Source organism: Cohnella silvisoli, from assembly GCF_021190915.1.
Lineage (GTDB): Bacteria > Bacillota > Bacilli > Paenibacillales > Paenibacillaceae > Cohnella > Cohnella silvisoli.
This window is the reverse complement of the sequence record NZ_JAIOAP010000028.1, coordinates 43,103-66,162: the sequence shown is the minus strand read 5'-3', so window position 1 is coordinate 66,162 and position 23,060 is coordinate 43,103. Positions and strand designations below refer to the sequence as shown.

10 protein-coding genes are annotated in these 23,060 nt (G+C 52.1%); 5 read left to right on the top strand and 5 right to left on the bottom strand.

Annotation, left to right across the window (positions count from 1 at the left end; translation table 11 throughout):
• Positions 1 to 232 precede the first annotated feature (232 nt).
• Positions 233 to 928, bottom strand: a complete 696-nt coding sequence (locus K7P76_RS32135) for a response regulator transcription factor (RefSeq protein ID WP_232190183.1) — start codon at positions 926 to 928, stop codon at positions 233 to 235.
• A 90-nt stretch (positions 929 to 1,018) separates the two neighbouring features.
• Here K7P76_RS32135 and K7P76_RS32130 point away from each other — a divergent pair, with 90 nt between their 5' ends.
• The 3 genes from K7P76_RS32130 (at position 1,019) to K7P76_RS32120 (ending at position 15,073) form a co-directional block, all read left to right on the top strand.
• Positions 1,019 to 3,013 (top strand): sensor histidine kinase, encoded by a 1,995-nt coding sequence (locus tag K7P76_RS32130; protein WP_232190182.1) that lies wholly within the window; start codon positions 1,019 to 1,021, stop codon positions 3,011 to 3,013.
• 252 nt (positions 3,014 to 3,265) lie between these two features.
• A complete protein-coding gene (locus K7P76_RS32125; protein WP_232190181.1) occupies positions 3,266 to 9,157 on the top strand; it encodes an S-layer homology domain-containing protein in 5,892 nt (1,963 codons plus the stop codon).
• Positions 9,158 to 9,529: 372 nt separating this feature from the next.
• Complete coding sequence (locus tag K7P76_RS32120) at positions 9,530 to 15,073, top strand: InlB B-repeat-containing protein (protein WP_232190180.1); 5,544 nt, start codon at positions 9,530 to 9,532, stop codon at positions 15,071 to 15,073.
• 113 nt (positions 15,074 to 15,186) lie between these two features.
• On the opposite strand, the gene K7P76_RS32115 is transcribed toward K7P76_RS32120, so the two are convergent.
• Positions 15,187 to 15,957: a helix-turn-helix transcriptional regulator gene (locus tag K7P76_RS32115; RefSeq protein ID WP_232190179.1), complete on the bottom strand. Its 771-nt coding sequence runs from the start codon at positions 15,955 to 15,957 to the stop codon at positions 15,187 to 15,189.
• A 5-nt stretch (positions 15,958 to 15,962) separates the two neighbouring features.
• Here K7P76_RS32115 and K7P76_RS32110 point away from each other — a divergent pair, with 5 nt between their 5' ends.
• On the top strand, positions 15,963 to 16,208 hold the full coding sequence (locus K7P76_RS32110; protein ID WP_232190178.1) for a glycoside hydrolase family 99-like domain-containing protein: 246 nt from the start codon (positions 15,963 to 15,965) through the stop codon (positions 16,206 to 16,208).
• A 9-nt stretch (positions 16,209 to 16,217) separates the two neighbouring features.
• Here K7P76_RS32110 and K7P76_RS32105 read toward each other — a convergent pair whose 3' ends face one another.
• Both K7P76_RS32105 and K7P76_RS32100 read right to left on the bottom strand, forming a co-directional pair.
• On the bottom strand, positions 16,218 to 17,657 hold the full coding sequence (locus tag K7P76_RS32105) for a sensor histidine kinase (RefSeq protein WP_232190177.1): 1,440 nt from the start codon (positions 17,655 to 17,657) through the stop codon (positions 16,218 to 16,220).
• Positions 17,654 to 18,349, bottom strand: a complete 696-nt coding sequence (locus tag K7P76_RS32100; RefSeq protein WP_232190176.1) for a response regulator transcription factor — start codon at positions 18,347 to 18,349, stop codon at positions 17,654 to 17,656. Before K7P76_RS32100 ends, K7P76_RS32105 begins: the two co-directional genes overlap by 4 nt.
• A 182-nt stretch (positions 18,350 to 18,531) precedes the next feature.
• Between K7P76_RS32100 and K7P76_RS32095 the strand changes: the two genes are divergently transcribed.
• The gene (locus tag K7P76_RS32095) at positions 18,532 to 22,812 is read left to right on the top strand and encodes an RCC1 domain-containing protein (RefSeq protein ID WP_232190175.1); all 4,281 of its coding nucleotides are present in this window, start codon (positions 18,532 to 18,534) and stop codon (positions 22,810 to 22,812) included.
• A gap of 28 nt (positions 22,813 to 22,840) precedes the next feature.
• Here K7P76_RS32095 and K7P76_RS32090 read toward each other — a convergent pair whose 3' ends face one another.
• A complete protein-coding gene (locus tag K7P76_RS32090; RefSeq protein WP_232190174.1) occupies positions 22,841 to 23,032 on the bottom strand; it encodes a type II toxin-antitoxin system RelB/DinJ family antitoxin in 192 nt (63 codons plus the stop codon).
• Positions 23,033 to 23,060: the final 28 nt, after the last annotated feature.

Genomic DNA, 23,060 nt, shown 5'->3' with positions numbered 1-23,060 from the left:
CGAGCATTGTGGGGGAGAAATGTACCCTGAGCATTACATAGGCGTACATGGCTACGAATACAAAGTCTCAAATATCCTCCAAACCCAAAAAGACCGTCAGGGAGATATACCCTGACGGTTTTTCTTAAAAACGACGACGAGGTGTTTAATGAAGCCTTTTTGAACGGAGTCTACATCGGTTGTGGCAGCAGTGCCGGAAGCTACTAGCGGGGTAGGTGGAGAGTGTCTCTTACTATTCGCTCGGTTCGAATTTGTAACCAAAACCGTTGACGGTATGGATGAATTTCGGTTTCATCGGATCGACTTCAATTTTTTTGCGAAGCCTATGAATGTGTACTTTGATAATATCGGACGAGTAGCCAACCGGATCGATCCAAATTAGCTCATAGAGTTGTCTCGGATGATAAACTCTTTGCTGGTTTTGCGCGAGCGTCAGCAGCAGATGCATCTCTTTAGCTAGTAAAGTGACGGGTTGCCCGTTTGCTATAACCGTCAATCGCTCCAAATCGATTTCGAGTCCGGGAACGGACAATTTCCGGCGGGGTTCCCTCGTTTCTGCCAGAAGCATTCCCCAGCGCAAATGGGCTTTGACCCTTGCGATCAATTCTAGTGAATCGAACGGTTTTGTAATATAATCGTCGCCCCCGGACTGCAGGGAGTTCAATTTATCTTCCATTTGCGTATTTCCCGTCAAAAACAAGATCGGACGTTGAAACAGACTTCTGATGCGGCGGCATAACGTGATGCCATCCGTATCCGGCATTTGAATGTCCAGCAGGATAAGATCCGGTTGTTTACGTTCAAGGTGAGCCAAGCATTGTTCGCCGTTAAAAGCTTGCAGCACATGGAATCCTGCAGCCGTCAGAAATAAATGCAGAATTTCTTGTAATTGAATATCGTCGTCTACAGTTAAAATGGTTGCTGTCATGGATGTAGCCTCCTATTTTAGGGGGTTGTAAATATATAAATTATTGCTAGAATTCATAGTAATTATAGCGCTATCAGAGAGGAAATTGTCATGCGGATCCTGAGTCTCATGATCATGATGTATATTTTCTGCGCGATAGCGCTCTCTCCCGCTGTTAGCGCTATGGGAACCACAGGAGGAGCCGAACTTTCAATAGCAGATAACGAACGCAGTTATTCGATCAACGCTCAGATGGAAGTATTGGAGGACACGCAGCGACAATGGTCCATGCAGGATTTGCAATCACCGGCGTTGCAGCAGCAGTTTCAACCGGCGAGAGGTAAATCCTCTTTTGGATATACGTTATCCGCATATTGGGTCCGCGTCACCCTTAACAATGAATCATCCAACGATAAATGGGAACTCACTGTAATCAATTCGCTGATGGATAAAATCGATATATATCCGCCGGAAACGCTGATCACTAAACACCGACTGTATCCTTCCTATCAGATTACTTTGCCGCAAGGACAAAAAACAACGATTTACATACGCTTTGAGACGTATGGTTCGATGATCATTCCTCTGCGTTTAACGGCGCAATCGACTTTGTACAACAATATGTTTAATGAATTGCTGTTTAACGGGATCTATTACGGGATGATTCTGGTTATTGCTGTGTTCCAGATCGTGCTCTACTTGTATACTCGCAATAGAGCCTATTTGTATTACATGCTTAATGTTATGTGTTTTTGTACGGCGTTGTTAATCTGGAACGGGTTTACACTGCCCTTGTTCGGAACGAGTCGATTAACAGGCGAGGCGATGGGAGCGGGAATATGGTATAGTCCGTCCGCTGTATATGATTTCTTTTACGTGCTCGGCCGCTGGTTTGGATTCCTTTTTATAGAAAAAATATTGTTTCCCCGCGTTGATTCGCCTACGGCTAAGTGGATTTGCCGTCTTTTGAACGTAATCTGCCCGTTTATTTGTATAGGCATCCTATTTTTCTATCCGCTTGGTATGGCACAATTTTTGTTTTGGTTCAAGTATGTCACTTTATTGTTGGCGGTAGTCGTTGTCATTCTGTGTGCGAGAAAAGGAGACCGTATCGCCATCTATTTAGCCATTCCCAAAATACCGATCGTTATCTTTGCTATCGTTCCTAAAGCGCTGCTGCTTTACGGCGTGCTTCCCAACAATATGTTCACCCGTTACGCTTCGCAGTTCGGTTTGCTCGGCGATTTTGTCTTTATCGCGATCTTGATGTATGCACTCATGAATCAAATGCGCAAAAAAGAGGAAAACGCGCAGCAAGAGCTGGTACAAACGCTCTCGGATTGGAACGTAAACTTGAAGAAAACGGTTGAAGAGCAGACGGAAAGCTTAAAGCGCACTAACGATGAGCTTATCGTATCGGAAACATTCCGCACGAAAATGCTGCAAAACATTTCGCATGATGTTCGCAGTCCACTCTCCTATGTACAGAGCGGCGTTGAGGCGCTGATCCATAAGTTCGAAACGAGGCCAGAGCATCAGGAACGAATCATGCGGAATGTTCACGATAAGGTTCTCGATGTCAATCGGTTTATTGACGACTTATTGGCTTTAAGCCGCAGTGAGGTTGCTTCGGGAAGCGCTGATTTGCAGCTGGTCATTTTCTATGAATGGTTTGAGGAGATAGGCAAGGAACTGGCGGCAGACATCGAATATGCCGGACGGCGCTGCAGGCTCATGATTTCGCCATTCGGTACGGATGCGGATGTGCGGATTGACCCTTATCTAATCAAGCGGGTGCTTTCCAATCTGGTTCACAATGCTTGCAAGTTTACACCGCCGGATGGCACGATAACGTTGCAGGCGTCGTTAAGGAACAAATCGGTCTGCATCATGATAGGTGATACCGGTCAGGGGATTGGAGAGGAGCAGATGACGCGCATTTTCCGGCGGCACTATAGGGAAGGTGAAGCTCAGGGCAGCGGACTTGGCCTTGCGATTGCCAAGGAAATTGTCGAACAGCATGGCGGTGAAATTTGGGCAGAGAGCGAGCTCGGGAAAGGAAGTCGGTTTTATTTCACGCTGCCGCTCGTTGGCTCAGGGGAATAGATTTGTACGAACTCCGAGGGTCCTTAGGACCTTCGGTTTTTTTTGTTGAAAAATGTTGCAGTTTACCCCAATGTAACCTAGGGCGTTTAGTATTTAGTCGTAATCCATTTTTAATTTTTTTGACCTATTTTACCGCTATTTTACCGATAGCTTGTATCCTATAGAGAAACACGTCGTCTCATGCAGAAATCAACCGTTCATTGTCGCATTTAAGGACTGACAATTTATTTGGATCGAAAGGTGGAAGGGGATATGGATAGGAAAATGAAAGGGTGGGGGAAACGAGTTGTGGTCTGTTTGCTCGTCCTCACATTGCTTGCACAGCTCATACCGGTACCTGGTCAGTCGAATGCGGCAATGGCGGCGGCAGAGTTATTCGCGGCATCGGATAAATCTGCAAGCTCGTTGCCCGCAAGTACGGATATCTCTGGCCATTGGGCGGAAAACACAATCCGGGTTTGGCTGCAAGAAGGTTTGGTAAGCGGCTTGCCGAATGGTAGTTTTCATCCCGACAACAAGGTGATCCGGGCAGAACTGGTAGCGATGATTAACCGTGCTTTTCAATATACGAAGGCGGCATCAAGCTCGTTTGCGGACATATCTTCCGCGAAGTGGTACGCTCTGGACGTTGCGCGGGCGAAAGAGGCAGGGTACATGCAGGGGGACGGGAAAGATTTGTTCCGCCCGGAAGCATCCGTTACGAGGGAAGAGGCAGCTGTCATTATCGCGCGATTGCTTAAGCTGGATACGGGAAGTCAAACCGAATCCGGGAAATTCGCAGATGCGAAGAGCATTGCGAATTGGAGCCGCGGCGCCATTAGCGCGGTCGTAGCGGCTGGGATCATGAAGGGTTATGGCGGGAATGTGTTTAAAGCCAGACAACCGCTGACGCGAGCCGAGGCGGTCGTCATCCTGGACCGTGTCCGCAAGCAAGCCGATTTACATACGAACCCTTCCGCGCTTTCATTCTCAATAGACAAAGCGGGAACTTACGGCCCGGTTTCCGGTAAGGAAACGCATGAGGGCGATTTGGCGATTAACGTGCCGAATGTTGTGTTGAGGAACGTGACGATTAAGGGAAATCTGCTGCTCGGTGAAGGGATCGGAGAGGGCGACGTCACGCTCGACCGCGTCGTCGTCGAAGGGACGACAACGGTCAAAGGCGGCGGTAAAAACAGCGTTCACGTTCTGGATTCGGCATTAAGCCGGGTAGTCATTACGAAAGTAGGCGGCCAGGTCCGGGTCGTCATCGAAGGTTCTACGGCCGTGGACCAAGTGTCGGTCGAATCGGGCGCCACGCTGCAAGTCGCCGGCGGAAGCGGGGCCAGTTACGGCACCGTGAAAGTGTCGACGACCGGCGAAGTGACGCTGGACGGCGACTTCCCGGACGTCGTGGTCGTTGCGCCCGCGCAATTGACCGTAACGAGCGGCAAAGTCGGCAATTTAACGTTAACGGAGCAAGCGGCGGGAGCCGACGTCACCTTGCATAAAAACTCGCAGGTAACCAACGTGAATGCAGGAGCAGCCGCGACCATCAAGGGAGACGGGAAAATCGATACGGCGTCGGTCACGGCGCCCGGGGTTACGATTGCGCAAAAGCCGACGCAGACGGTCGTCGCGGACGGCATTTCGGCCAATGTCGGCGGAACGGTGACGCAAGGATCGGGATCGAGCGGATCGGGATCGAGCGGATCGGGATCGAGCGGATCGGGATCGGGCGGCGGACCGACAGTTGTCGGGGTTACGGTTACGGTCGGCAATCCGTCGGCCGGCGGATTCGATCTGCTGCTGACGCCTGCGGTTCCGAATATGACGAGTACGAATCTCATCATGGTGAACGCCGACGGGATGCCCGCGCTCGTATCGAAGCTCAGAAGTACGGATCAAGCCGGCGTGAGCTACAGAGCGGAAGGTTTCCTGACAGGCGGGGAGGCATACACGTTATCGCTTGCAAAGCCGGGATATACGTTCGGCGCGAGCAAGACGGTGTCGATTCCCGACGTGCCGGCTGTCACCGGCGCACTGGTCAGTCCCGAGCTGACGAAGCTCACGTTGCTGTTCAGCAAACCGCTTGCCAGCTTGCCCTCAGCGCCTGCGGGCTTCACGCTTACGGACTCCGGCGCGCCGGTTGCGATTACGGGCGCGACGCTGTCGGAATCGGCCACCCGGCTTGAACTTGCGCTCGGTGCGTCCGTCAATCCGAATACGCTGGAACTGAAATATGTACCGGGCACGATTCATTCCACGGACAACAAGGCGCTGCCCGCTTTAACCTGGCGGTCATTTACAAACGGCGGCACGCCTGGCGGCAGAGCGGCGTACAATCGTATGCTCGGGAAAACCGCCGAGCAGACGGCGGATGACTTGAAGAACAACGCGAGCGTGAATGCCAGCGTCGCCGCCAAAGCGTTAATCGAAGGCGGCTACAATACGAATGCGCTCATTAAAGCGCTGAACACCGTCTATCGCGTTACCAACGAGAATATGCCCGGTCTGCTTTTGCCGCAAGGCATTAGCGTCTATCATCTGTTGATCGGCATGAAAGAAGCGGGCATCCTGGACGTGCAGAACTTGGGCAAAAACTTCAGTTTCCTGGACGGCCAGTCCGACGACTGGGTAAGAGCGCTGAAAGAGGCGGGTTATACCGACGAACAGGTCACGTCCTACAGCTGGTTTTTCCCCAATGTCAAGCTGGCGGCGTCGATGCGTACCCATTATGGTACGAGCAATGAACGCGCTGCGAAATTGTTTGCAATGCATAATTACGGCAGCTTCAGCAACGATGTTGGACGTGTGTTGAAGGAAGTGTACGGAAACGATGATTGGCAAGCCGTCTCGGCTTTGAAAGCCGCTGGCATCAACGCAAGCAAGGCGGGCATGGTGTTGAAAGACATTTACGGAGCGACTACTGACCGCATTGCAGGTTTGCTGAAGGATAGCGGATACGCCGCAGCGGACATCGGGAAGATGTTCCTGCTGGATTTCGCAGTGACACCTCTGGATACGGTAAAAGTGATGAGCGCCGTCGGATTTACGATCGGCGAAATCTGGGGTGGCCTCGCATATGCAAATACCCAGGCCGACGCATTAGCCGCATTAAGAGGTTCGTTTACGGCGCTGGAAGTTTATAAATTCTTGTACTCCCTCGACCATCGGGTGGATACCGTCGTCTCCTCTTTGAAATATGGCGGCTACTCGGCCATAGAGACGGCCGGCGCGCTAATGGAGACGAACCCGGACATCCGCACGAGGGCGGACTTGATGGCGCAATTGATGCAGACGGACCCTTTGTCTGCCGCGACTTATCGCTACGATGCAGTTGAAGCGGTGGATGCGGTCCGCAAGAAGTATGGCGGCACCCTTGCCGCGTTGGCGGCGTTGCTGACCCAGTTCGGCGCGACTACGGTCACGACGATGCGACCGGGCCAAGTGACCGTTGTCGCCGGTCTTGTCCGAGCTGGATTTAACGCGGGCGATATCGTGCAGTGGCTTGCGCCTTCGAACACGCTTACGCAGACGCAAGCGACCAACATTGTACTCGAGCTGCGCAATGCGGGCTATCCGTTGTCCAGTATGAGTAACGTGCTGAAGTCTTTGGCGGTGAAGGTGTATAGCAACTCGTCCAGCCCGAACCAGATCAAGCTGCTTTCGGCGAGCGGTCTCAACACGTCGACAAGCGAGCCGATTCCGGGGTATTCCGCATCGGAAATCGCCAAGTATGTCGTCGGCGCAGGATTTTCGAATTATAGCTCTCTCGTTGCCGACTTGCAGCTTGTGTTCAGCAAGCTCGATACGGCGCGCGCGATCGCGGAAGCCAGCGGCTACTCGGTCTTCGACATGCTCAATTTCATGGGCCAGACCCGGATGTTCCAGGGCTCGACCGACGTTCTGTTCCTAGGACAGGTGCTCAAGGAAATATACGGATTATCATCAGAAGAAGCCGTTCGCGCATTAAAAGGTTCGTCTGTTCCTGTCATGTACGATTTCGTTACGATCGTTGACGTGTTGCGCCGGGGATACGGACATACGGATACGACTGTTCTCATCGGCGATCTGGCGGCCAGCGGCTTCACGATGAATCAAATTGGCGATGGATTGGTCCTAAACGGCGCCGCCTTCAAGACCGCGAACTATAGCGCGACGGAAATTGCTAAATATTTAGTTCACAAGCAGTCTACGCAGATGAGCGATATGGCGATGGCGCTGCACACCCTCGGCTACAATTTGAATGAGATCGCGACAGCCCTTCGCAATCTGTACGCGGGCAACGCGGAACAGGCCGTACCAGCGGTGACGACTTGGCTGAACGCGCTCCCTGGTTACAGCTCCGAAGAAATAACAGCAACAGTGACTGCCGTTTTTAACGTCGATCCGTTCGCCTTGATGGCCCAGTCATTGTTCCGGGGCAGCTACTCGGCAACGCAGGCGGCGGTGGCGCTTAAAGATCAGTTTACAAGCACGGATTCCGTAGCGATGGCTCGAGGGCTCGCGGCTGCCGGGTATTCGCGGGACAGCGTGCTGGTGGCGATATTCCAGGCGTATTGCGACGGTTACATTTATAAAGAAGGCGCGCTGTCGACGATGGACAACGTCATCGCGACCGTGTATCCGGAAGTGACCAACCGACTTGACGCTACGCTTAAGGCATCGGATGTTCGTACTGCGAAATATGCGATTAGCGTCATGAAGTCGCTCGGCAAATCGTTCGAAGAAACGATAGGCGTGCTCGAGCGCGTGTATGGGTTGGACTCATCTGCCGTGCTGGAAGTCATGATGGCTAATCGTCTTTTCGGCTTGGGTGAGGACGGGATTGTGAGTAAAGTCGGCGCGTATTACCGCCTCGATCCCGCCACACTGTATGTCGGTTGGATGGCGGCCCATCATTACAAAGCTTATGACGTGCTGGCAGTCATACAACAAACCTACCGTAATCTCGATGGCGTAACGATCGCACGATTGCTGAATCAAGCCGGTTATACGAAAGAGAGCATCCTATTTGCGTATGACTATAACTTTCACGGAGACTATGTCAATGAGATGGCGCTTGTTATGGTGCAATTGTTCGGCAGCAGCGACATGCAGAGTGTTGCGACGGAACTGCTCCAATGGGGCTACAAGGGACTGCTCGTTTATCCCGCGCTCAAGGGGGCGTTTCCGAACAAGTCGCAAGGCGATATTCTCGTTGTGATGAAGCAAGCGGGTTTCACAGATCTGTTTGATGCCATTCGTTATAGTATAAGCAACGGAGATTCGACGGCGATCATGCAGCTCCGCAACCTTGGCTTGAGCTTGTCGAATGCCAACTATTTACTGGCCCTATGGCAGTACAGTCTGCGCGACACCATTCGCTATTTGATAGAGGTTGGCTATCCGCTCGCCGATATCGGACGGATATTAGGGGAGCCCGATAAACTTGTCAAGCATTTGCGTGCCTTGAATTATCCGCTGGAGACGGTCGTCAAGGTCGTTTATGGAGCGGACCCGCGCCCGAGCATGCTGGTCCAATACTTGTACAATAACGGATATAAGAATATCGACGATCTGGTCAAGGCGCTTAAGATTGTGAATTGCAATCCATACGACTACGCCATTAGCTTGTGGTTCGGCCCGTACGGCCCATGGACTTTGGGGACGATCGCTCAAGCGATCGCAAGAAACTCGACGCTGACGCTCGTACAACTGGGACAATCCTTGATGCAGTCCTATGACAATAGTAGATATTTTACGGATATGCAAGTGTACGAGGCGCTTAAGTCGGTCTCGAATATCGGCGTGAGCTTCATCCAAGCGGATCTGGACAGCGCGATCAGCGCGATGCTGACGGATCTCTCCGAGGGCATACCGTTTGCGATTATGCGCGAAGCGGGACTCAGCTCCAATGACGCCGCTCGTGTCATGAGGAAGCTCGGCTGGGACTGGATACCGGCGTGCATCCAATTGGTGCAGGCGGGATATAGCGCCGGCGATACGTGGGGCACGCTGTGGGACGTGTACCATAACGAGCTTGGCTTCCAGGTTTTGAACATCATGTCCGCCGTCGCGCCGCTCGCGTCGCTTGGCTTGGCCGATAATTTAACCCTATTCCAGACCGTCACGAGGGCCGCTTTAAGAAAGGCGATGATGAACTACTTCTTGAGTCAATAAGAATATTGGCGGAAAATCTAACCACATTCCAGTCGGTCTCCAGATTCGCCTTCAGGAAGGCGATGACTTACTACGCTATGAATCGTTAAATCTATCTAAGCTCAAGCAGACACAACGCTTGGGCTTTTTTTTATGCAACTTCATAACCCCATGTATTCTCCCCAACCTCTCGTCCACTACTTTCGACAAAATATTCGTCAATCGATAAAACCCGGTAAGGGCCGTTTTTTTTGTTTTTTTTCCGTTTTCATGATCATTTTCGCAAATACCTGACATGAAGCGCTTTCTTTTCAGTTTAAACCAAGATGGCCGCGCTATGCTGGAGGTAGATTCGACAATTTTAGCTGCCTATTTAAAACGAGGTTAAACCGAATGAACCGTAAAGCAGCGTTGTGGACGCTTATCGTATCGCAAGGGTGGGTTCTCTTCTCCGACGCGTTCGGCGATACGCAAACATGGCTCATTTATCGTCTGGATCGTGTCTTTGGGCGGATTCCTTTTGTATGCCAATTTAAGTTGATCAATCTGGAGGGGAAAATGATGAGATTTAGTTGGAGAAAAGCAAATCTTGCGATGCTGATGGCGATTGGCTGTATGCTTGGACTGCTCGTTCTTGGAGGAAGCTATGCCCATGCATCGATAAGTAAATGGGTGACGGTAGGCAACGCCGGATTTTCGGATGGCCAAGCCGATAATACTTCGCTGTTTATCTATAATGGCACCCCGTATGTTGCATATGCGGATGGCGGGAATCCCAACAAGCTCACGGTGAAGAAGTTCGACGGGAGCAACTGGGTGACGGTAGGCAACGCCGGATTTTCGCCGGGCACCGTTTCCTATGTGCAACTGTATATCTACGAGGGTACCCTTTATGTCTCTTTTAACGATTGGACACAAAGTGGAAAGGTTATGGTGATGAAATTTGATGGGAGCAGTTGGATAATGGTAGGCAGCGGCGGGGCTTCTCCCGGCGAAGCCATCCAAACCTCGTTGTATGTATATCAGGGCACTCCCTATGTCGCCTATCGGGATACGCAAAGTATCTATAAAGTTATGGTGGCGAAGTACGATGGGAGCAATTGGGTGACGGTAGGCAGCGCAGTTTCCGAAGGGATGTCATATAACCCGTCACTGTATGTGTATAACGGCACGCCTTATGTTGCTTATACAAACTACGGAGGTATAGAGAGAGCTAGCGTAAAGAAGTATAACGGAAGCGCTTGGGAACTGGTAGGCGCTGCCGAATTCACGGTAGATGCCCTGAATATATCGGTGAAAGTGGCGGATGACGGGACCCCTTATTTGTCCTATTACGAATATGACGCACCTCGTAGAACCACAGTGATGAAATATAACGGAAGCAACTGGGTGATGGTCGGGGGTGACTGGCCCATATCCACCACTTCCACCAATACGTCGCTTTATCTGGACGGCAACACTCCTTACGTCGGCTTCTGGGATGTAGCTGCAGGCGGCAAGGCCACGGTGATGAAATATAATGGAAGCAATTGGGAGTTCGTAGGCAATCGCGGATTTTCCGCGGGCGGGTCTGGATATATGTCACTTTTCGTCTATAACGGCATTCCTTATGCCGCCTATATGGATTATGCAAATGGCTACAAGGCTACCGTAATGACGCTGAAAAACGCCGTCCTTTACGACGGCAACGGCAGTACGGGCGGGACAGTGCCGGAGGACCCCAACGGCTACGATAACAACACAAGCGCGACGGTTCTGGGCAACACGGGCGGTCTGACCAGGACCGGCCATACGTTCGCGGGGTGGAACACGAAAGTGGATGGAACCGGCACGGACTACGCGGCAGGAAATACGTTGACCATCGGTACGGATGGCGTCATTCTGTATGCGAAATGGAACATCAACAGCTACATGGTTTCTTACGATGGCAACGCCAGCGAGAGCGGCAGTACACCAGCGGGAGGCAGCCGTCTCTATAATTCGGGCGTCACGGTGCCGGGCAATACCGGGAATCTGACGAAGACGGGCTATTCGTTTGCGGGGTGGAACACGAAACCAGACGGAACCGGAACGAACTACGCTGCAGGAAATACTTTTGCGATGGGTGCGGAGGACATCACTCTGTACGCGAAGTGGACGATCAACAGTTACACGGTCTCCTATGATGGCAACAGCGCTACGTCCGGCAGCGTGCCAACGGTCAACAGCCACAATTACAATACGAGCGTTACCGTGCAAGGCAGCGGAAGCTTGGCCAAGACCGGTCATACGTTCACGGGATGGAATACGAAGGCGGACGGAACCGGAACGAGTTATACAGCTGGAAATACGTTTATGATCGGTGCGGCTAACGTAACGCTGTATGCGAAATGGACGATCAACAATTATACGGTTGCATACGACGGCAATGGAAGCGAGAGCGGCAGCGCGCCGGGGGGCGGCAGCCACGTCTATAATACGAGCGTCACGGTGCAGGGCAACACCGGGAACCTGGTAAGAACAGGCTACTCGTTCGCGGGATGGAATACGAAGGCGGACGGAACCGGAACGAACTACGTCGCTGCAGCCTCGTTCACCATCGGTGCGGCAGACGTGACGCTGTACGCGAAGTGGACACCGAACAGCTACACCGTCTCCTACGATGGCAATGGCAGTACGGGAGGCAGTGCGCCAACGGTCAGCAGCCACAATTACAATACGAGCGTTACCGTGCAAGGCAGCGGAAGCCTGGACAAGACCGGTCATACGTTCGCAGGATGGAATACGAAGGTGGACGGAACCGGAACGAGTTATACGGCTGGAAATACATTTATGATCGGTGCGGCTAACGTAACGCTGTACGCGAAATGGACGATCAACAGTTATACGGTTGCGTACGACGGCAACGGAAGCGAGAGCGGCAGCGCGCCTGCGGGCGGCAGCCACATCTATAATACAAGCGTCACGGTGCAGGATAATACCGGAAACCTAGTAAGAACAGGCTACTCGTTCGCGGGATGGAGTACGAAGGTGGACGGAACCGGAACGAACTACGCCGCTGCAGACGCGTTCACCATCGGTGCGGCAGACGTAACGCTGTACGCGAAGTGGACACCGAACAGCTACACGGTCGCCTACGACGGCAACGGCAGTACGGGCGGCAGTGAGCCAACGGGCGGCAGCCACGACTACAACACAAGCGTGACGGTGTTGGACAACATCGGAAGTCTGGAGAAGACGGGTTATACGTTCGCGGGGTGGAATTCGAAAGCTAACGGAACCGGAACGAATTACGCCGCAGGAAATCTTTTTGCCATCGGTGCGGCAGACGTGACTCTCTACGCGAAGTGGGCGATCAACAGCTACACGGTCACTTACGACAGCAACGGGAGCACGGGCGGCAGCGCGCCAACGGACAGAACTCACGTTTACAACACGAATGTCACGGTGCAGGACAATACCGGTAATCTGGTAAGGACAGGCTATACATTCGCAGGGTGGAATACGAAGGTGGACGGAAGCGGAACGAACTACGCCGCTGCAGCCGCGTTTACCATAGGTGCGGCAGATGTGACGTTGTATGCGAAGTGGACGGTCAATATCTATACGGTTACCTACGACGGCAATGGCAGCACGGGCGGCAGTGAGCCAACGGGCAGCAGCCACGACTACAACACAAGCGTCACGGTGTTGGACAACATCGGAAGACTAGAGAAGACGGGTTATACGTTCGCGGGATGGAATACGAAAGCGGACGGCAGCGGAACGAACTCTGGCTCGGGAGACACGTTTACCATTGGTGCGGCAGACGTAACGTTATACGCGAAGTGGACGATCAACAGCTACACGGTTGCCTACGACGGCAACGGCAACGCGGAAGGTACCGCGCCAAGCGGCAGCAGTTACGACTACAACAACATTGTCACCGTGTCGGGCAATACCGGAAGTCTGGAGAAGACAGGCTATACGTTCTCCGGATGGAATACGAAGGCGGACGGAACCGGAACGAACTACGCCGGTGCCGACACTTTTGCGATCGGTGCGGAGGGTTTGACGCTGTACGCGAAGTGGAAAGCGAACAGCTATATGATCGCCTATGACGGGAATGGCAGCATGGGAGGCAGCGCGCCCAGCGGCAGCAGCCACGACTACGACACGATCGTCACCGTGCCGGGCAACATCGGAAATCTGGTGAAGACAGGTTACTCGTTCGCGGGGTGGAATACGGCGGCGGACGGGAGCGGCACGAGTTACCGCGCGGGAGACGCGTTCTCCATGGGGGCAGTCAATCTCACGTTATATGCGCAATGGTTGAGCAGTAATGCTCTGTTGTCCAGTTTATCCGTAGACAAGGGAACATTAGCCCCAGCATTCTCGTTATCGGATCTGAATTACAACGTGGACGTGGATTTTGACGTGTCCAGTCTAAACCTAAACCTCGCCAAGGCGGATGCAAGCCAAATTGTTTCGGTTACGGGGGCCGTATACCTGTCGGTAACGGACGCGGTATATTCCTATCGGGCATCCGACTTGATCGTGGGACCGAACTCCATTCGGATTGGGGTAAAGGCTGAAGATGGAACGGAGAACGTATATACGGTAACCGTGAATCGCGTATCCGGCAGCAACGCGGACTTGAACGGATTCATCCTGTCGAGCGGCACGTTAAGTCCCGTCTTCGCGCCCGGGAGAACGGCCTACGTTTCCAATGTGGCGAATGGCGTATCCAGCCTTACCGTAACGGCGGCAGTATCCGATCTTCGTGCAACGATAACCATAAACGGCCAGCCTGTTATCAGCGGACAAGCAAGCGATGCCATAGACCTTGCGGTAGGCGATAACCCCATTAACGTCGAAGTGAAGGCGCGGGACGGCACAATGAAGAGGTACACGGTAATCGTTAAGCGCGCATCCATCAGCAGTGGAAACAATGGCGACGACGGAAGCGGCAGCGGCGGTAATGGCGGTGGGGCAACAAATAGCGGCAAAGCAATATCCACTAACGGTCAACTAACGCTTCCCGTAGGGAAAGAGGGCGAGGTTAGCATGGATAATGCCGTCATGATCTCTATTCCAGTAGGTGCTTCTGCCAAAGAATTGAAATTAACGATCGAAAAAGTATTGGACACGAAAAGCTCTCTAACGGATAAAGTCGTTCTGGCCAGCCCGGTCTATGAGATTCTGAAAAACTTCTCGGAAAACTTCAGCAAGCCGGTAACGCTGACCTTCGCTTTCGATCCGGCAAGCTTGAAGAGAAACCAAAAGGCAGCCGTATTCTATTTCGACGAAGTGAAGAAGGTATGGGTCGAAGTCGGAGGCAAAGTAAACGGCAATTATATTACCGTAGACGTCAATCACTTTACGAAGTATGCCGTGCTTGCCATAGGACCGATGGAAGAGGCGCCGACAGGGCAACCGATCGTCTTAAGCGATATCTCCGGACACTGGGCGGAAGCAAATATCAAGCAAGCAGTGAACATCGGAATCGCCAAGGGATACGCCGACGGAACGTTTAAACCGGGCAAAACCGTTACACGTGCGGAATTTGCGGTTATGCTGATGAATGCGTTGAATCCGCAAGCAGAAGGGGCGGCGCTGACTTTCGCGGATACGGCGAAAATCGGAGCCTGGGCACAGAAAGCGGTCGCGCAAGCGGTGCAAGCAGGCATTATTCACGGTTATCAGGACGGCTCGTTCAGACCGGATGCGGAAATTACGCGCGCGGAGATGGCTGTGATGATCGCGAGCGCGCTCAATCTAACCGCAGAGTCGAATCCCGTAACCGGTTTCGCGGATGATAAGAAGATTTCGTCGTGGGCGAAAGGCCCAGTGGCTGCGCTGAAGAAGCTGGGCATCATAAGCGGTAAAGGCGCGAATGATTTCGTTCCTGATGGCAAAACAACGAGAGCAGAAGCTGTCACCGTTTTGCTGAACATGTTGGAGCAAGACGGAAAGTAATTTGTTTTTGGACCAAGGGTTATTCGGCGAGCGCTCCAACGAGCTGCTTAAGGAATAACCCTTTTTTCAAGGAACAGTCAAATGTACCGATGTGGAATTGTTGATAGAGCAAATCACAAATTCTTATACGCGCTCGGCGTAAGCCCGATTTCCCTCTTGAATACTTTGAAAAAATATTTTTCATTCTGAAAGCCGACCATTTCGGCAACCTGATGCGCTTTGTAAATCCCTTCCTTCAACAGCCCGCGGGCTATATTCATCCGATAGTTCAATAGATAAGCGAAGAAGTTCTCGCCCACCTCCTCTTTGAACAGCTTGCTTAAGTAGGGCGGGCTTAAATGGACATGATCCGCTAAACCCTCCAGCGTAATCTCTTTGTTGAAGTTTCGTTGAATATACTCCTTTGCTTTTTCGAACAAATTCGTATGGCCGTTTTCTTGTTTGGATCGAATGAGCTCAAAGCAAACGCCCATTTTCAAAGCGAACCAACTGATGACGGAATCGATATTGCTATAGGAATTGACTTGGCTGTACAGCTTAAACTCATCGCCTAACGTTTCTACGGGATTAACGCCCAGATGGTTCATAATTTTAAACATCAGCATAATGAGCTGGAAGTGAAGTTTCATCAGCTGACTGACGTCAATGACGGCCGCACTCTTGAAGGGGGCAAAAAGTTGTTCGATGAATTGCAGGGCTGCCGTTTCGTCGCACTGTTCGAAGTAACGGACTAAGGCTTGCTCCTTCTTCAGGCTGATAGCGTTGAAACTTTGCGGCTCCATAGCGGAGTCGTCGATCATAATCACGCGGTTAATGCCTTTGACCATTCGCTGCATGACGGCTTGCTCGGCTGCATCAAACGATTGTTTGAATCTCGACGCCAAGAACGGTGCAATCCGACATTCACGAACCCCTTGGCTATCCTTTCACGTCCGTATTGGTCGACAATACGCCGGAACATTTCAAAGCTTCCTTGGAAGCGGTCAAAAAGTTCCTGCAGGAAGACGCAACGACGCCCCCGATCGTCACGATCAATTCTTGGAACGAATGGACGGAGGGGAGTTATATTGAACCGGACACTGTGCATGGCATGGCCTACCTTGAGGCTATTCGTGACGTGATCTATGGCAAATGAATTAGTCGATTATTTAGAGTAACTCCCTGCGATTGGGGTTTTTCCTGAGGAATTTAACGGCAAGCTAACCGTAAATATTGTGCTCTTATTCGGAACGCTACGGATGGTGATCCTCCCGCCGTGCCGATTTACAATTTCGTTTGACAGCGACAGACCGATGCCTAATCCATTGCTTTGCCGACCTTTATCCACCCGATAAAACCGGTCAAAAACATGCTCCAGCTCCTCCTGCGGAATTCCTTTCCCTCTATCCTCGATTTCAATTTGTACCGATTCGTTCCCCACGTTTAACCTTATACCTAGAAATTTGCCGTCACCCCCATGAAGGATGGCGTTGTCGATCAAATTTCGAAACACTTGCGCCAAAGAATCGCGGTCGTATTCCAATTGAACGAAGGGTTCCGGCAATTCCGCTTGCCATTCAATGCCCCGATCTTTCAAGAGGAGCACATATTCCGCAATGATCGACTGTAAGAGAAAATGGATGGAGCCGCGTTCCATGCGGAATGCCTTCGAAGGATCGTCGAGTTCGGCAAGCCGGAACAGCTGGTGCAGCAATTCGTTCATATATTCCGACTTTTGCAGGATGATCGTCGAATGCCTGAGCCTCGTCTCAGAATCATGTGCCGAGCCCCGCTGCAACGTTTCCGCATAGCCTTGAATGATCGAAAGCGGCGTCCGCAAATCGTGGGACAAGCTCCCGACCAGTTTGGTGCGAGCTTGTTCGATTTGACGGGTGTGAACATACTGCCGATACAGTTTATCGGACATCTCGTTGAATAGACGGGTTAGCGCTCCGATTTCATCGCCTGAATTATCCTGCAAGCGAACTGGCTTTTCCTGCAAATCGACATGCCGCATCGCGCGATTCAACTTACCAATCCTGCGTGTGACGAACAGGATGAAGACGAACGCAATCGTCGCGGGCAGAACGATAATCAAGAGCAATGGAACAAATAAAAAAGGGTAAGCAGAATATTGATTTAAATAAATAAATAGCTGGACTTGCTGGAACGCCTCTCCTTTCACATCAAATACGACAAAATACTGTTTACCGTCAGCCGCGATATCGTAAGCCAATGTAACGTCCTGTCCTTGGAACATACGGGCGGGCTGATTGGTGAAACGAGCGGTCATTTCTTGGAGGGAGTAGGGTTCTGTCCGGTTCGCGGATGAATACAGCAGAGTCCCATCGCTTCCTAACAATTCCATGTCCACCCCTTCGTAGTTGGCTTTGAACTTTTGCATTTCTTGGGTTAGTTGCGTCTCATTCCGCACTTTCGCACGTTCTAGCTGTTCGGATAACTGCACGCTCATTTCCTGAAGTTTGGCGTGATTATATCCGGATACAAACAAGCTGGTGAAGACGAAGATCATCACCACCAACAAAATGACTGTGAGCAGAACGGATGACGTGATAATCCACACCATCTTAGTCTTCAGCTTCATACGGGATCACCAACCAATAGATAGCCGACTCCCCACACTGTCTGGATGTAACGGGGTTGGCGGGGATCTTCCTCAATTTTTTTTCGCAAAAAGTTCATATAGACATTAATAGAATTCTCATCATAATTCGTATGCCCCCAGACTTCTTCGAACAGTTGGATTTTCGCGATCGTTTGATTGGGACGCTTCATCAGGGCGAGCAAAATTTTCGTTTCCGTGGCGGAGAGCGAAATGGCCTGGTTCTCTTTGTATAAAATTTGCCCAGCAGGGTCGAGCGTCAGATTCCTATACGAATACGATATCATCTTCTCGATTGGCACCGTTTTATTGGCGCGGCGAAGATGGGCCAGCACGCGGGCGACCAGTTCGGAGGGGCTGAACGGCTTCGTGACGTAATCGTCCGCTCCAATGCCGAGACCGAATATTTTACTGTCCAGCTCGTGTTTAGCGCTTAGCAGGATGACGGGCATCTCCATTGCATTGCCGCGGATTCGCTCTAGCACCGCGAAGCCGTCCAATCCGTCCATCATGATGTCCAGAATGACAAGGTCGAACGAAGTTTCGTCAAGACGCTTTAATGCGGCAAGACCGGAATCCACTGTGGTAACGCGTAGATTGGATTGTATGAGATGAAACTCGACAAGATCCAGCAATTCCGGTTCGTTGTCTACGACAAGAATATGTTTGTCCAACAGAAAACACCCGCTCGATTAGTATTTTTGTGAAAAGTATAACGCATATAGAGTCGAAAAATGTAGTGTTTTAAGAATGTTTTAAGATGATTCCAGCGTTCGCTTTGCTAACATGAAAGCGTATCAAAGTGTGTCGTTTTCGCGGGCCTATCTTTCTGTACAAAATGGAGTGTGAAAGATTCATGTTATCGATTAAATGGCGAAAGATCGTTCATCTTGCTTTATCCTTCGTGCTGCTGCTGAGCGTGGCGGTGCCATACGGTCCCCAATTGGCGGATGCAGCGCAAACGGGAATCGGAAGCCGAGTTGTGAAAATCGCCGCGGGAGCATACCATTTGTTGGCGTTGAAAGCGGACGGCACTGTCGTCACCTGGGGGAATAGTAATCGTCAAACGAATGTGCCGGTAGGGCTCTCTGGGGTGCTGTCGATCGCTGGGGGAGGGAACCATTCGTTGGCGTTGAAAGCGGACGGCACTGTCGTCGCCTCGGGGAATAATAGTACTAGTCAAACGATTGTGCCGGTAGGGCTCTCTGAGGTAGTATCGATCGCCGCGGGAGGGTTCCATTCGATGGCGCTGAAAACAGACGGTGCCGTCGTCGCTTGGGGATATAATAGTGACGGTCAAACGACCGTACCGGGTGGGCTCTCTGGAGTAAAGTCGATTGCTGCGGGATACGCGCATTCGATGGCGCTGAAAACGGACGGTGCCGTCGTCGCTTGGGGATATAATAGTGACGGTCAAACAACCGTACCGGGTGGGCTCTCCGGGGTAGTATCGATCGCCGCGGGAGGGTACCACTCGCTGGCGCTGAAATCGGATGGCACAGTCGTAGCATGGGGACAAAATAATAAAGGTCAAACGACTGTGCCGGCAGGACTGAACGGGGTCGTGTCGATTGCTGCGGGATTAGAATATTCGCTGGCACTGAAAACGGACGGTACCGTCGTCGCCTGGGGCGATAATAGTTTGGGTCAGACGACCGTGCCGGCAGGACTGAATGGAGTGGTGTCGATCGCCGCAGGATACTTATATTCGATGGCGCTGAAAGCAGACGGCACCGTCGTCGCGTGGGGAGATAATAGTCGAGGTCAAACGAACGTGCCGGCTGATCTTGTCTCATCGATCAAAGGAAGTAAGATCGCCGCGGGAGGGAACCATTCGATGGTGCTGAAAACGGACGGCACCGTCGTTGGTTGGGGACATAGAGAGCTCATAAGTGATCCGTACGTGCCGCCAGGTCTGAATGGGGTGGGGTCGATCGCCGCGGGAGAATTCCACACACTGGCGCTGAAAGCGGACGGCACCGTCGTCGCTTGGGGTCGTAATGATTCCCGTCAAACGAACGTGCCAGGCGGGCTCTTCAGTGTGGTGTCGATCGCCGCGGGATACTCACATTCGCTTGCGCTGAAAGCGGACGGCACCGTTGTCGCTTGGGGAGATAATAGTAGTGGTCAAACGACCGTGCCGCCAGGTCTGAATGGGGTGGGGTCGATCGCCGCGGGAGGGTTCCATTCGTTGGCGCTAAAAGCGGACGGCACCGTCGTCGCTTGGGGATTTAATGTTGATGGTCAAACGAATGTGCCATCGGGTCTGAATGGGGTCGTATCGATTGCTGCGGGATATTACCACTCACTGGCGCTGAAAGCGGACGGCACTGTCGTCGGTTGGGGCAATAATGATTGGGGTCAATCGAACGCGCCGGCGGGGCTCTCTGGAGTCGTGTCGATCGCCGCGGCAGGGTACTATTCGCTTGCGCTGAAAGCGGATGGCACCGTTGTCGCCTGGGGAGCAAATGATAGAGGTCAAACGACCGTGCCGACGGGGCTCTCTGGAGTCATGGCGATCAGTGCGGGATGGAGGCATTCGCTTGCGCTGAAAGCGGACGGTACTGTCGTCGCTTGGGGAAATAATGAAAGTGGTCAAACGAACGTGCCAGGCAACGATAACCTGAACAATCTAACGATGCAAGAAGGGTCCTTTGACACAACATTTTTACCCTCCGTCACGTCTTATACGTATTCCTATTTCGGACCTTCGGTATCGAACGTGCATGTAACGGCTACGCTGACAGACACAACCAACGCTGTATTATTTGTCAACAATCAGTTGCAAGCAAGCGGTAGCGCCGCGACGGTAGCCGTCTCGGGAGCGTCGACCGTAATCCCCGTGCGGGTCGAGCCGTACTTGAAACCGGGCAAAACGTATACGATTACCGTGCTTAGAGATTCGACGCCTCCCAATGTTCAATTTAATGTGAACGGTAATGCGTCATCGTCGAAAACGGCGGCAAGCATAGTGACCGTAACGGACACAGAAAGCGGCGTCGATGCCGATTCGCTGCAATACGCGTGGACGCAAAGCACGGCCGTTCCTACCGGTGGATGGTTGTCTTTTGCTAGCGGAGATACGCTTAAGCAGATAAGCGGCGACGGCAACTGGTATTTGCACGTTCGCGCGACAGATCAAGTCGGGAATGTCCTTGACGCCGTTTCGAATGCTTTTGTGCTTGACAACACGGCGCCGACGATTGCGTTTAACGGCAGCAATCCGATGAATATCCCGCAAGACGGGACCTATACGGAACCGGGGGCAATCGCAATGGATGCGATAGACGGCGTGATCCCGACATCGTCCATCGTGATTTCGGGCACGGTCGATACCGCAACACTGGGAACTTATTCGGTTCAATATGTTGTTTATGATCATGCGGGGAATCGCGGTGTGGCAACTCGAAGCGTGAACATCTACGATGGAGACGCGCCGGCGATTTATTTGAATGGGTCGAGTCCGATGACGGTAGAAGTGGGAAGCGTGTTTACCGACCCAGGCGCAACGGCGTATGACAAGCAGGACGGCAACATAACTGCCTCGATAACGGTGACCGGAACTGTAGATACGAATACAATCGGAAACTATAAGCTCGACTATAATGTTCTCGATTCGGCAGGCAACGCAGCTTTGTCCGTGTCGCGCGCCGTCTACGTGAAAGATACGCAGCCTCCAGTTCTCGTCTTGCGCGGCAATCCTGCGATGAGACTACCTTATGGCGCGATGTTCAGCGATCCGGGAGCGCAAGCGACGGATGCTTATTCCGGCGATGTATCCGACCGCATTGTCGTAACGGGAACTGTGAATACACTACAAGCGGGCGACTATACGCTTCGTTATAACGTTCAGGACCCGGCCGGTAACGCTGCCGCGGAAGTTACGCGTACGGTAACGGTGGAGCCTGTGCATAGCATCGGCGGCGGCTTTACGCCTCCAATTGCAAAACCAATCATCGACCAGAACGGCGCGCCCTTAGATCCGGCTGCAATCGACACCTCGAAGCCGTCCGTTACGCTTGAATTGACACCGAAGAACGGCACTGCCTATGCGAGCCTGCCGGCGTCTGTGTTAACCGGCTTAGCAGCCCGAAACGCTAATTTCCTGATCGAGATCAAGACCCCTTACGGCAGTTATCAAGTGCCGGTCAATCTGGCGTCGCTCATTCCTGGACTTAATGATTTGCTGGCTGCCAACAACCTTAAAGCCGAGGATGTCAGCTTCAAGATTAACCTGACGGACAAATCCGGCGACAAAAATATCCAGACGGCGTTTGCAAGCGGCTTGCCGCATGGCGAAATTCTGGGCGCAATCGTGGATTTTCACGTCGAGATCATAAGCGCCAAGACTGGACAATCGATCGGAACGGCTGACCAATTCAGTAAGCCGCTTACTAGAATCATCCCCATGCCGAAAAATATGACCCGGTTGCCGGAGCAATGGGGCGCGTTCCGTTATAACGAAAAGATGAAGATGTTCGAGTTTGTCCCTGCTCGAACGATACAGGTCGACGGTTCATGGTACGCAATGATCAGCTCTTATTCAAACAGTGTATACGTAGTAGCCCAAAATTCCGTGAGATTCACCGATGTGCAGAAGCATTGGAGCCAGTCCTATGTCGAGCTTGCCGCAGCGAAAGGGCTAGTTGACGGAGTGGGCGGAGGGAAGTATGACCCTGGTAAAACGGTAACGAGAGCAGAATTTACCGCCATGTTAGTCCGAGCGATGGGACGCAGAATATCGACAGGCAGCTCAGCGGCCTATGACGATGTACAACCTGATGCGTGGTATTTCAGCGCGGTGGCCCAAGCGAGGGAACTTAGTCTGCTTGGATTTGTGAGCGGCAAGCGCTTCAATCCAGATCAGCCGCTGACCCGCGCGGAGATGGCCAGTATGCTGGCGGCGGTCATTAAACTCGATAAGCTGCCGATAACTGGCGAGTACGTAAGCTTGGACGGCTACAAGGATGTCGGAAGCCTGGACCCGGCCGATCTGGAGAACATACGCCTCATGATCAAGCTTAAAATCATGACAGGTACTAATGCCAAATCGTTCGATCCGAAGGGTGCAACAACACGCGCTCAAGCGGCGGTCGTGTTCATCAGGACGCTGCAAACGCTCGAATGGATGGATTGATTAATGGAGGGGCAGTGGTTCGATCCCGTTATGGCCCGCCATTCTTAACCTTTAAAACGGCAGAGATGCCGTTTTTTTGTTGTGGTTTTACCGGCAGCACTTCAAAAGGGATTCCACCTTGCCGCAAAGACTGACGAACAAAGATATTAACCGCTGTGGACATGTTTAACCCCAGATCAGAAAAAAGGGATTCTGCTTCTTTTTTCAGGTCTTCATCCATCGGCGAATGCAACATTATAACGCTAAAC